The sequence below is a fragment of the Vibrio sp. ECSMB14106 genome (assembly GCF_000972265.1).
Classification (GTDB): Bacteria; Pseudomonadota; Gammaproteobacteria; order Enterobacterales; family Vibrionaceae; genus Vibrio; species Vibrio kanaloae.
This window is the reverse complement of the sequence record NZ_LAUM01000011.1, coordinates 51,915-64,504: the sequence shown is the minus strand read 5'-3', so window position 1 is coordinate 64,504 and position 12,590 is coordinate 51,915. Positions and strand designations below refer to the sequence as shown.

Genomic DNA, 12,590 nt, shown 5'->3' with positions numbered 1-12,590 from the left:
TTGGGTGTTTGCTAGTCAGCCTGACGTCGTAAAAATGCTGGTATATCTAAATACCCACTTTCTTTCTCAGCTTTAGGTGCTGCATTTTGGCTAGCGCCTGAACCTGAAGAAGCCGGTGACGACGTTGTTGGCTGTTGCTTAACTTGAGATTTTACCTCAGTTTTTTCCTGCAATGGCTGTGCCACTTTCTCTTCCACTTTTGCTGCTGTTTGAGCAGCTACCTGTGGTTGAGGGGTTGACGCAACTTTAGTATTACCGCCAGCAACCAAAGTAATGTCTGGTTTTCTCTCAGTGCCGATACCTGTTGCTACAACAGTTACACGGATTTCATCCGTCATATCAGGGTCTAGAGAAGTACCTATCACTACTGTTGCATTATCAGATGCGAATGCCTTAACTGTATTACCCACAGTTTCGAACTCATCTAGACGCATATCTAGGCCTGCTGTGATGTTCACAAGAACGCCACGCGCACCAGCTAGATCGATATCTTCTAGTAATGGGCTAGAAATTGCCGTTTCAGCGGCCTCTTCAGCACGGTCATCACCTTTAGCGATACCGCTACCCATCATTGCATGACCCATTTCCGACATTACGGTGCGAACATCCGCGAAATCGACGTTAATCATACCAGGGCGAGTAATTAGCTCAGCAATACCTTGTACAGCGTTTTTAAGTACATCATTTGCACTTGCGAAAGCTTCTAGCAGTGTTACGCCGCGGCCAAGTACTTTAAGTAGCTTTTCATTTGGAATCGTAATTAAAGAATCCACATGTTTAGAAAGCTCTTCGATACCTTGCTCAGCAAACGCTAAACGCTTTTTGCCTTCAAAGCTAAACGGTTTAGTTACAACAGCAACCGTTAGTACACCAAGCTCTTTCGCAACTTCAGCAATCACTGGAGCAGCACCTGTACCTGTACCACCGCCCATACCAGCTGCGATAAATACCATATCGGCGCCAGTTAGAACTTCTTTAATTCTTTCTCTATCTTCGAGAGCTGCATCACGGCCTACTTGTGGGTTTGCACCAGCGCCCAAACCTTTAGTGATATCACCACCAATTTGGATCACGCTGCTCACGCTTGTTTTACGAAGTGCTTGTGCATCAGTGTTAACACTGATGAATTCTACGCCTTCGATTGATTCACGTACCATGTGCTCAACAGCGTTACCGCCACCGCCACCAACTCCAACGACTTTAATTACTGCATCGTCAGACATTTCCATCATCGGTTCAAACATGTGTTATCTCCGTTTTTTCCTGCAACTCAGGTTAAAACTCTTTTTGTATCCAATTACGCAATTTGCCAAATAGACCAGACATTGAAGGTGCAGAACGCTTAGGTTCGCTGTAATCACCTTCATCACTGATCTGACAATCTCTTGCGTAATGAAGTAAACCAACCGCCGTAGAATGATACGGCTCTTTAACATAGTCAGTTAAGCCACTAACTTCTAATGGCTTACCAACTCGAACTTGATTGCGGAAAACACGTTCCGCACACTCTACCAACCCGTCAATTTGTGCTGCTCCACCAGTGAGAACGACGCCAGCTGCAAGGTGGTGTTTAATACCTTCATCTCGTAGCTGCAATTGAACCGTATCAATAGTTTGGTTAACAAGCCCCATAAGTTCAGTGTAACGTGGTTCAATCACTTCCGACAAAGTTTGTCGTTGCAAACTTCTCGATGGACGACCACCAACACTTGGGACGTTAACAGAGTCATCCTTGCTTACAAGTTCACTTAGAGCGCAACCATGATTCACTTTTATCTCTTCAGCATCACTTACTGGTGTGCCGAAGGCGAAGGCAATATCACTGGTTACTGCATTTCCTGCGTAGGAAAATACTTCTGTGTGTCGCAGTGCGCCGCCAGTCCAAATGGAAATATCCATCGTACCAGCACCGATATCAACCACACACACTCCAAGCTCTCTCTCGTCTTCAGTAATTACCGCATTACTTGAGGCAAGTCCTGAAAACACGATGTGCTCTACAGTGAGACCACATCGTTCGACAGCTTTAATAATATTTCTTGCCATATCGCTATGACAAGAAATTAGGTGAACACTGACTTCCATTCGAACACCAGATAAACCAAGAGGGTTCTTAATTCCTTCTTGATAATCAATGGTAAATTCTTGTGGAATTACGTGCAGAATTCTCTGCTCATCACCTATTTTAATTGATTTCGCGGTATGGATCGCTCGATCCATATCGTCTTGAGACACCTCTTCATCAGAGATAGTGCCCATGCCTTTTTCAATTCGGCTTGCGATATGCTTGCCCGATAGCGAGATAAATACATTGCTGATTTGGCATTCAGCCATCAACTCTGCTTGATCAATAGCTCGCTGAACCGACTTCACTACCGACTCTAGGTCGTTTACACCACCTTTATCCATACCTCTGGATGGGCTTTGCCCTGAACCAATGATATTGATTTGACCATCAGGCAGTATTTCACCAACCAGAGCTGATATGGTCGCAGTGCCTATATCAAGACCAACGATTATGTTGTCATCTGCGGTCTTAGTCATCTGTGCTCTCTTCTAACCCTTGCTCTGGAAACCAGCCTACAGCGGCTCCCGTATCATACCTGAGGTCAATGTAGCTCACTTGATTCGCTTTACTTCCTAATTCGTTATAAAGCGAAATGAAGCGTTCAACACGCTCATCTAAAGAATCTTTACCTAGCTCTAAACGGATACCGTTATCTAGGATTATTTGCCAAGCACGACGCTCATTGAGAACGAGCGAGGTAACCGTCAACCCTAAACTATTAATCAAAGGGGTTATCTGTCGCCATTTTTCTATTACTACTTGGCTGGTGCCGTCAGGGCCATAAAGCTTAACTCTATCGCCCTTCAAAAGGCCGATATCACCATTAAATACCTGACCATTTTCATTCAGCAGCATGTTGCCATTCCAGATTGCTGCAGCTTGATATTCCGTCAAAAATACTTTTATTGTGTCTGGCCACTGTTTGCGAATAGAGACAACTGATACCCAAGGCAACGCTTCCAAACTTTCTTGCAATACACCGATATCTTGTGACATGAATGTACCGATATGCTCAATCTCGCTAAATGCATGTTGAACATCACCAGCGGTTACGTAAGTTAAGTCGCCTTGAAGTACTATTTTGGAGAGCGGCAATCGTTGATCGTCCCACATCCAAGTCAGTGTGGTATAGAAAAGAAACCCAATGAGTAGCAATACCATTACAAAAAAAGACCCTTCTAGGGCATGTTTCTTGAGCGATGGTAAACTGAATAGGTGGCGGTTTTCGCTAAAAGTACTTTCTACCAAAGCCCGCATTCCCTGTAGTTGGTTCGCAATTCTATTCCCTATCTTCATAATAGAGGTAAAAGTACTTACTTTAACCTATGAATTATACTGAGCAAAATCAAACTATCAAACGTTGATAAGAAGATTTTTGGTCAATTTTAGGTCAATCGCAAGAAGTGAGCGATCAACCACAGTCTGTAAACAGTATTTTGTTACGCGTTCAACATCTTATTTATATCTAATTGTAACGATTCAAGCTGCTTGGCTACACGACCAACATCACCTGCACCCTGCGTCAAAACAAGGTCTCCACCTTGAATTATGTTTGCTAAAACCGATGGCAGAGTATTGATATCAGCCACGAAAATTGGGTCTATCTTACCACGCCCGCGAATAGTTCGGCTCAATGAACGCCCGTCAGCACCAGCAATAGGTTTCTCACCTGCTGAATAAACATCTAATAAGATTAATACATCAACTTGATCAAGAACGTTTGCAAAGTCATCGTACAGATCTCGCGTTCGGCTGTAGCGATGAGGTTGAAAAATCATCACAAGACGTTTATCAGTCCAGCCACTGCGAGCCGCTTGAATGGTTACATTCACTTCAGTCGGGTGATGGCCATAATCATCGACCAACATTGCCACGCCGTTCCCTGTTTCGTATTCACCAAGGTGATCAAAACGACGGCCAGTACCTTCCGTTCCCGCCATCGCTTTGAGAATCGCTTCATCGCTGATGTCATCTTCTGTTGCTACAGCAATCGCCGCTGATGCATTCAGTGCATTGTGACGACCCGGAATGTTTAACGTGATATCAAGGTTAGCTTTACCTTCGCGTACTACCGTGAACTTACCTTGTTGACCTTCTTGTACGTAGTTCTCAATACGAATATCCGCATCTTCTGAGAAACCGTAAGTAATCACCTGGCGACTTACCTGAGGAATAAGCTCACGCACTACTGGATCATCAACACACATCACAGCCTGACCGTAGAATGGTAGGTTGTGTAAGAAATCAATAAACGTCTGCTTTAGCGTTTCAAAATCGCCGCCGTAGGTGTCCATGTGATCAGCTTCAATATTCGTTACGATACTGACCATTGGTTGCAGATGTAAGAATGACGCATCACTTTCATCAGCTTCAGCGATAAGTATACGGCTTGAACCTAGGCGAGCATTAGTACCCGCACTTTTCACCAAACCACCGTTTACGAAGGTTGGATCTAAACCCGCTTCCGAGTAAATCTGTGTCACTAGCGCTGTAGTCGTTGTTTTACCGTGCGTACCTGCCACAGCAATACCATGACGAAAACGCATCAGCTCAGCCAGCATTTCTGCTCGACGAACGATCGGTGTACGCGCTTCACGAGCGGCAATAATTTCTGGGTTCTCTTCGTTAATAGCGGTTGAAACCACCACCACACTTGCATCAGCAACATTGCTTGCTTGGTGACCGATATAAATGGTCGCGCCCTTGCTAATCAAACGCTCAGTCACTAGATTTTGAGCAATATCAGACCCGGTAATTTGGTAACCTTCATTGAGCAAGACTTCAGCAATCCCGCTCATTCCGGCACCACCAATACCAATGAAGTGGATAGATTTAACACGGCGCATCTCTGGCACCATTGCACGGATTTGCGCTAAGTCTTGGGTATGTTCAATCGTCATCAATTCAATCTCATTATTTTGCTAAAGCTTTAATCGCTTCAGCGACGGTCACATCAGCATCAAGCTTGGCGGCTTGACGAGCTTTTGTTGCCATCATTTTTAATTCATTTCTATCAAGCTGCGCGATAGTGTTCGCTAGCTTATCAGCCGTTAGTTGAGGCTGTTCAATCATTAACGCGGCGCCACATTCAACTAAATGGTCGGCATTCAACGCTTGTTGTCTGTCTTTGTGCATAAACGGAACGAAGATAGATCCGACACCTGCCGCAGACACTTCTGATACGGTTAATGCACCTGAGCGACACACTAATAGATCTGCCCACTCATAAGCTTGCGCCACATCATCAATAAATTCAGTCACTTGAACATTATCAACAGAATGTGATTTGTATTGCTCAATAACTTGCTGTTGATTATTTTTTCCGGCTTGGTGCATCACAGTAAAACCAGAACCCAACTGAGCCAAGGTCATTGGCAGAGTATCGTTAAGTATTTTAGCCCCTTGGCTACCGCCCATCACGAGGATGCGAATATCGCCATCACGATCTGCCATGCGTTGCTCTGGATCAGGAAGACTCACAACATCTTCACGTACTGGGTTACCCACTACTTCTGCTGTAGGGAAAGCGCCAGGGAAAGCTTGAAAGACTTTTTTCGCGATGTTAGAAAGCCATTGGTTGGTTAAACCTGCTACCGCATTTTGTTCATGCAAAACCACTGGAATACCAGACAACCAAGCTGCAATACCGCCAGGCCCACTGACGTACCCGCCCATGCCAAGCACCACATCTGGCTGCCACGCTTTAATGTGCTGTCTTGCTTGAAGTATGGCATTAATAATCTGAAATGGTGCTTTAATTAATTTGCTAATGCCTTGACCTCGAAGGCCTTTAACTTTGATGAAGTCGATCTCAATACCATGCTTTGGCACTAAATCAGCCTCCATTCTGTCCGCCGTACCTAACCAGCGAATTTCCCAGCCTTGTTGCTGAAGCTTTTTAGCTACGGCTAACCCTGGGAAAACGTGACCGCCAGTACCACCAGCCATCACTAAGAGTTTTTTATTTTGTTTCATCACGTTAGATTCTTACTCTATTGATTCGTTTTGATTATCTGTTTGTTCTTTTTCTTCCCATCGACATTCGTGATCGATACGTAACAACATGGAAACAGCAACTGACATCACAATGAGACTTGAACCACCATAACTGATCAACGGTAATGTTAGACCTTTCGTTGGAACGATACCTGAAGCAGCGCCGACGTTAACAAGTGTCTGAAAGGCAAACCAAATACCAATGCCAAAGGCAAGATAGCCGTTGAACAATTGGTCGCTTTCGAAGGCTTTTTTCCCAATTAGGATCGCTTTAAATACCAAACTAAAAATAAGAATTAGCACTAAAGTAACACCAACAAAACCCAACTCTTCAGCCAATACAGCAAATACAAAATCGGTATGTGCTTCTGGAAGATACTCTAACTTTTGAACTGAGTTGCCGAGACCTTGCCCCATCCAGTCACCACGGCCAAACGCCATGAGTGATTGAGTTAACTGGTAACCACTGCCAAACGGGTCATTCCAAGGTTCCCAAAAAGAGGTCACACGTCGAACACGGTAAGGTTCAACCACAATCAAACCTACCACAGCTGCAATACCAGCAACCATCAGTGCGATAAACTGTGAGAGCTTAGCCCCCGCTATGAATAACATACCAAACAAGGTCACCAACATTACGACGACCGTTCCCAAATCAGGTTGACCCAGTAGCAACACTGCAAAGGCACCGAACACCATGATGGGCTTAGCAAAGCCACCAAAGAAGGTTTTTCTCACCTCATCTTGTTTTCGAACCAAGTAGCCAGCCATAAAGATAAACAGCGATAGTTTAGCGACTTCGGCAGGTTGTAAGTTAAACAGCCCAAGTGGAATCCAACGCGATGCACCGTTAACCGATTTACCTACGGCCAATACCACGATCAGTAGAAAGAATGATAAACCCAGTAGATACGTGCTGTATTGAAACCAGCGCTTCATCGGTATCTGTAGGATCACGCTGGATACGCCTAACGCCAAAACAAGGAAGATGGCGTGGCGAAACATAAAATGAAATGGCTGATCGGTTAAGCGAGCGCTGATAGGAAACGAAGCCGACGTTACCATCACCAACCCCGTTAACATTAACCCAAGAGCAATCCATACCAATTGACGATCGTAAAGTGCCTCTCGTGTGGCGCGGTTCAGCCACTGCCAAATGAATTGGTTAATCTCTTTCACTCTTAGCACTAAATGTTAGTCCTTCAACACGTTAAGCATACTCATGAGCAAGTTCAGTGAACGCATCACCTCTCGCCATGAAATTATTAAACTGATCGAAGCTTGCACAAGCAGGAGACAGCATCACCATATCCCCCGGAGCGAGCTGTTTAGAAATACTCTCAATAATATCGTGCATAGTTTCAAACGTCTTAGCCGATGGATGCAGAGGCATAAACTGCATCGCATCTTCACCGAAGCAACATAGCTGAACACGCTCTAGTTCTGATAACACAGGTTTAAGCTCACTAAAATCGGCTCCTTTCCCTACGCCGCCTACCAAGAGATACAAAGTACCTTGACACTCTAAACCAGTAAGAGCCGCTAATGTGCTGGCCACATTGGTCGCTTTTGAATCATTGACCCACTTGATCGCGCGTTTATCAGCCACCACTTGGCAACGATGAGTTAGACCATTGTAGACTTTCAGAGCTTCAAGGCTCTTTCTGTAATCAATACCAACTTGCTTCAATAGTGCTAAAGAGACTAACGCATTCGCCACATTATGACGTCCAACCAATGTTAAATCTTGGGTAGGAATTATCAGTTCATTGTTATCCACTAGCCATTCGATGCCACTACTCGTTGCAACACCAAACTCTTGGTCATCGAGACCAAATGTCACCAACGGCATCGTATGCTCTGGATAAGTCTCTTTGTCTTCGCGGTTTACAATCGCACACTGAGCATGATTAAAAATTCTTAACTTGGCATCACGATAATCGTCCATACCTTGATAGCGATCCATATGATCTTCTGACAGGTTCAAAAACGCTGCCGCCACTAGCTTTAGATTCGATGTTGTCTCTAATTGAAAGCTTGATAGCTCAAGGACATACAAATCGGCATCGAGCTCAAGAAGGTCTAAAGCTGGGATGCCAATGTTGCCACCGACACCAACGTTAAGACCAGCGGCTTTAGCAAGCACACCTGTTAGATCGGTCACCGTACTCTTGCCATTTGAACCTGTAATTGCCACAACAGGTTTATTCACCGCCCAGCCAAACAACTCGATGTCACCAACAACAGGCGTGCCCGCTTGAATAACATCTTGTATTTCTGGCGTCGCTAAGGCGATACCTGGGTTAGCAACTACCAAGTCAGCTTCCGCTAACCATTGGCTGTTCCAACTTCCAGAATGCAGTTTCACCGATTCAGGTAATGATTCTCTGCCCGGTGGTAGCTCACGAGTATCAATCACCTTAACATGAGTATGAGACTGATATTTTACGAGATGTTTAACGACAGAGAGCCCGGTAATACCGAGCCCTACAACCACTACATTTTGAATATTCTGCCAACGTTCCATTTTAAACAAGACGCTCTTAATAGTTTGAAAGAGCCTCTACGAGTTGAGAGGCTCGCTTAGGGTTAACGGACTTTCAATGTCGCTAGACCAATCAGTACTAATACCATTGAGATGATCCAAAAACGTACGATTACGCGCGGCTCCGGCCAACCTTTAAGTTCATAATGGTGGTGAATCGGTGCCATTCGGAAAATACGCTGACCACGCAGTTTGTAAGAACCCACTTGCAGAATAACGGACAAGGTTTCCATAACAAAAACACCACCCATAATAACCAGTACCAACTCTTGGCGGACTAACACAGCAATGACACCCAATGCACCACCCAGCGCTAGAGAGCCAACATCGCCCATAAATACTTGAGCAGGGTATGTGTTGAACCATAAGAAACCAAGCCCAGCACCCACAATTGCCGTACAAACCACAACCAGTTCAGATGTGTATGGGATGTATGGAATGTGTAGGTATGCCGCGAAGTTAACGTTACCCGTAGCCCAAGCAATCACAGCAAAACCAGCCGCAACCATAACCGTTGGCATAATAGCTAAGCCATCTAGACCGTCTGTTAGGTTTACCGCATTACTGGTACCAACAATAACAAAGTACGTCAGTACTATGTATAACAAGCCTAACTGTGGCATCACTTCTTTGAAGAAAGGAACAACCAGTTGTGTTGCCGCGGTATCTTGCCCGTGAGCATACAGAGCAAACGCCACAACCAATGCAATAGCCGACTGCCAAAAATACTTCCAACGAGCAATCAGGCCATCGGTATTCTTGCGAACAACCTTACGATAGTCATCAACAAAACCGACCGCACCGTAACCACCAAGTACAACTAATACCGCCCAAACGTAAGGGTTTGAAAGATCAGTCCACATCAATACCGTAATAATGATCGCAGCTAAGATCATCACACCACCCATGGTCGGTGTACCACGTTTGCTAAAGTGGGATTCAGGTCCATCATTACGAACAACTTGACCAATTTGTAGCATTTGCAGACGCTCAATTAAACGAGGTCCCATCCACAACGACAGACACAAAGCAGTCAAAATACTCGCGATTGCACGAAACGATAAGTATTCGAACAAACGGAAAAAAGAAAAGTGTGGCTGTAGTAGTTCTGCAAGCCAAATTATCATGAAAAGTTCTCCTTTAAAGCAGCGGCTATTTTACTCATTCCTGCACTATTTGCGCCTTTTACCAACAAGGTATGTGACGCGTTTTCTGGCAAGCATAAGTGCTGCTCTATGTGCGCGATCATCGCTTGATGCGTGTCAAAGTGAGTACCATGACAGATCTCACTAATCACTTTGGTATCATTACCGTAAGTGAGTACATGCTCAAAAGCGAATGGGGCAGCATATTCACCGACTTGACGGTGAAGTGCAAGGCTTTCATCACCTAATTCAGCCATATTGCCTAAAATTAGCCAACGTTGACCTTTGAAGCTTGACAGCAATTTAGCTGCCGCCTTCATTGCTGGCACGCTGGCGTTATAACTGTCATCTATTAGCTTGATATTCTGACTTAATTGTTGAACCTCAACTCGTCCTTTAACCGAGATAAGATTCGCTAAACCATTTTTCACTTCATCCAGCGTGGCACCAAATTGAATACTCAACGCTGAAGCAGCTAACGCATTCGCTACGTTATGCTGACCAATAATGCCAAGCTCAATCGGCATAGCGCCTTGCGGTGTTTGCATCTCAAAGCAAGCTTCGCCCAGATCATTAATGCGAATATTCTTAGCAAAGTAATCCGCCGTGTTGTCGTTTTCTGAAAATGTCAGTACCATTTTATCTGCAAGTACTTCACTCCAAAAGTCGCCACCGTTACTCTCTAAATTAACAATAGCAGTATCACCGGTAGCAAGCCCCTGAAAGATTTCACCTTTCGCTTGTTTAACACCATTAATTGAACCAAAGCCTTCTAGGTGCGCGGCAGCAACGTTATTAACCAACGCCACCTGTGGTTTCACAAGCTGCGTAGTATAGGCGATTTCACCAATGTGGTTCGCGCCCAGCTCTATCACAGCATAGTCATCATTTGGTTCACTGCGCAGCAAGGTTAGTGGGACTCCAATATCATTATTGAAGTTACCCGCCGTAAATAGCACCTTGCCACGTTGTTGTAGAATACTTGCGACCATCTCTTTAACGGTCGTCTTACCGCAGCTGCCTGTAATCGCCATGGTTGGGACGTTACATTGCTCGTGAATCCAAGCACTTAGCTGACCTAAAGCAAGTTTAGTGTCTTCAACAACAACTTGAGTAATATTTAGGTCAAGTTTTCGTTCGACTAACAACGCGCTCGCATTTGCCTCCACCGCTTGATGGCAAAAATCATGCGCATCAAAACGTTCACCAACGATAGCGACAAACAGTGCGCCTTCTTCGACGGTGCGAGTATCAGTAGAAACGGCATTAATTACGCTATTGTTTGACTTACCAGCCTCAATTAGCTCACCGCAGACAGCAGAACAAATCTGCTCGAGTGATACATCAATCATTATGAAATACCTAAAAGTTGAAGCGCAGACTCTCTGTCTGAGTAATGGATCGTTTCGTCTTTCAATACTTGGTAATCCTCATGGCCTTTGCCAGCCAAAAGAATAATGTCATTGCTACACGCTTGCTCTAAAGCAAACTTAACCGCTTGATAGCGATCATGCTCGACGAACGCCGATTCTGGTTCATTTAAACCAGCAAGCATGTCTTTGACAATAAGGGCTGGATCTTCGCTGCGAGGGTTGTCGTCTGAAATAATAATTTTGTCGGCGAACTGCTCTGCCGTTACCGCCATCATTGGACGCTTACCGGTGTCGCGATCACCACCACAACCGAAGACTGCCCACAGTTGCCCAGAGCAATGCACGCGCAGTGCCGCCAACGCTTTTTCTAGTGCATCTGGTGTATGAGCGTAATCGACAACCACTTTTGCCTTATTCGGAGTTTGGAAAAGCTCCATACGGCCAATGACAGGTTGAAGCTGAGGCGCAGTGTCGACCAAGGTTCGCTTGTCGATACCTAACGAAAGCAAAGTCGCAAAAGCAACCAGTACATTTGATGCGTTGAACTGACCAATCAGTGGAACAGAAAGCTTCCCTTGTCCCCAACTACCATCGAAAGACAGTTGAATACCGGTTTCTGCATAAGCGACATCAGATGCCCATACCGATTGTTGATAGCCCGTTAGCGGTGACAATGAAACGGCTATGGCATTAGATAAATCTGACACCCAAGCTTTACCCACGTCGTCATCCACATTAATGACTGCGTGCTTACATTTGTGGCGAGTAAACAGGCTCTTCTTAGCCAATGCGTACTCTTCCATCGTGCCGTGATAATCAAGATGATCACGACTCAAATTAGTGAATACACCAACTTCGAAGTCCAAGGCTTTAACGCGACTTTGCACCAAACCATGAGAAGATATTTCCATTGCTGTGTAAGCTGCGTTTTCTTCCGCTAACTCACTCAGTGTGCGTTGTATTTCAATAGCACTGCCGGTGGTATTCGCCGCGATTTTTAGATTGTCTAAAAAGCCATTACCTGTGGTACCCATTACCGCAGAACGTTGACCAACAAGATCAAGCCACTGAGCAAGTAATTGAGTGATGGTGGTTTTACCATTAGTACCTGTAACGCCAATCAGCTTAGTCGCTTGAGAAGAATAAACTCGGCCAGCCAGTTCAGAGAGAATTGAATTTAGCTCTGCTACATAAACAACAGGAACTGCATTTAACCACTCAATCAAGCCATGAGCTTTGCCATCACCAGCCTGTGCAATGACGGCTTTCGCACCTTGCGCGACGGCTTTGTCAATAAAGCGACGACCATCAACGGCATGTCCAACGATGGCAACAAAAATATCACCGTCTTTGATTACACGGCTATCCAACTCCAACTGCTCAACCGTAATCGCATCCAGTTCAGATGAACTAAAATCCCCCCAAGGAGAAAGTAAAGATGACAGCGTGAGGCTATTACTCAT

At 45.0% G+C, this 12,590-nt stretch carries 10 protein-coding genes; all 10 read right to left on the bottom strand.

What is annotated here, in order from left to right:
* Positions 1-11: 11 nt before the first annotated feature.
* Entirely contained in the window at positions 12-1,244 is a 1,233-nt protein-coding gene (ftsZ, locus tag WR49_RS09900; RefSeq protein WP_046223883.1) for a cell division protein FtsZ, read from the bottom strand.
* A gap of 31 nt (positions 1,245-1,275) precedes the next feature.
* Positions 1,276-2,544 carry a cell division protein FtsA gene (gene ftsA, locus WR49_RS09895; RefSeq protein ID WP_017056050.1) on the bottom strand — a complete coding sequence of 423 codons (1,269 nt, stop codon included), beginning with the start codon at positions 2,542-2,544 and terminating at the stop codon, positions 1,276-1,278.
* Positions 2,537-3,316 (bottom strand): cell division protein FtsQ/DivIB, encoded by a 780-nt coding sequence (locus WR49_RS09890; RefSeq protein WP_046223893.1) that lies wholly within the window; start codon positions 3,314-3,316, stop codon positions 2,537-2,539. The genes ftsA and WR49_RS09890 overlap by 8 nt, the downstream gene beginning before the upstream one ends.
* A gap of 191 nt (positions 3,317-3,507) precedes the next feature.
* A complete protein-coding gene (gene murC / locus WR49_RS09885) occupies positions 3,508-4,968 on the bottom strand; it encodes a UDP-N-acetylmuramate--L-alanine ligase (RefSeq protein WP_046223882.1) in 1,461 nt (486 codons plus the stop codon).
* Between the two features lie 13 nt (positions 4,969-4,981).
* Positions 4,982-6,043: an undecaprenyldiphospho-muramoylpentapeptide beta-N-acetylglucosaminyltransferase gene (gene murG, locus WR49_RS09880; RefSeq protein ID WP_046223881.1), complete on the bottom strand. Its 1,062-nt coding sequence runs from the start codon at positions 6,041-6,043 to the stop codon at positions 4,982-4,984.
* A 12-nt stretch (positions 6,044-6,055) separates the two neighbouring features.
* Complete coding sequence (gene ftsW, locus WR49_RS09875; RefSeq protein WP_046223880.1) at positions 6,056-7,252, bottom strand: cell division protein FtsW; 1,197 nt, start codon at positions 7,250-7,252, stop codon at positions 6,056-6,058.
* Positions 7,253-7,274: 22 nt separating this feature from the next.
* Complete coding sequence (gene murD, locus WR49_RS09870; RefSeq protein WP_046223879.1) at positions 7,275-8,591, bottom strand: UDP-N-acetylmuramoyl-L-alanine--D-glutamate ligase; 1,317 nt, start codon at positions 8,589-8,591, stop codon at positions 7,275-7,277.
* 62 nt (positions 8,592-8,653) lie between these two features.
* Entirely contained in the window at positions 8,654-9,736 is a 1,083-nt protein-coding gene (gene mraY, locus WR49_RS09865; RefSeq protein ID WP_017056044.1) for a phospho-N-acetylmuramoyl-pentapeptide-transferase, read from the bottom strand.
* Positions 9,733-11,106 (bottom strand): UDP-N-acetylmuramoyl-tripeptide--D-alanyl-D-alanine ligase, encoded by a 1,374-nt coding sequence (locus WR49_RS09860; RefSeq protein ID WP_017056043.1) that lies wholly within the window; start codon positions 11,104-11,106, stop codon positions 9,733-9,735. Before WR49_RS09860 ends, mraY begins: the two co-directional genes overlap by 4 nt.
* On the bottom strand, positions 11,106-12,590 hold the full coding sequence (gene murE, locus WR49_RS09855; protein WP_046223878.1) for a UDP-N-acetylmuramoyl-L-alanyl-D-glutamate--2,6-diaminopimelate ligase: 1,485 nt from the start codon (positions 12,588-12,590) through the stop codon (positions 11,106-11,108). The genes WR49_RS09860 and murE overlap by 1 nt, the downstream gene beginning before the upstream one ends.

What these genes read in the sequence shown, in the direction of transcription:
- ftsZ (WP_046223883.1), bottom strand. Translation starts at nt 1,244, where the DNA reads ATGTTTGAACCGATGATGGAAATGTCTGACGATGCAGTAATTAAAGTC.
- ftsA (WP_017056050.1), bottom strand. Translation starts at nt 2,544, where the DNA reads ATGACTAAGACCGCAGATGACAACATAATCGTTGGTCTTGATATAGGC.
- murC (WP_046223882.1), bottom strand. Translation starts at nt 4,968, where the DNA reads ATGACGATTGAACATACCCAAGACTTAGCGCAAATCCGTGCAATGGTG.
- murG (WP_046223881.1), bottom strand. Translation starts at nt 6,043, where the DNA reads ATGAAACAAAATAAAAAACTCTTAGTGATGGCTGGTGGTACTGGCGGT.
- murD (WP_046223879.1), bottom strand. Translation starts at nt 8,591, where the DNA reads ATGGAACGTTGGCAGAATATTCAAAATGTAGTGGTTGTAGGGCTCGGT.
- mraY (WP_017056044.1), bottom strand. Translation starts at nt 9,736, where the DNA reads ATGATAATTTGGCTTGCAGAACTACTACAGCCACACTTTTCTTTTTTC.
- WR49_RS09860 (WP_017056043.1), bottom strand. Translation starts at nt 11,106, where the DNA reads ATGATTGATGTATCACTCGAGCAGATTTGTTCTGCTGTCTGCGGTGAG.
- murE (WP_046223878.1), bottom strand. Translation starts at nt 12,590, where the DNA reads ATGAGTAATAGCCTCACGCTGTCATCTTTACTTTCTCCTTGGGGGGAT.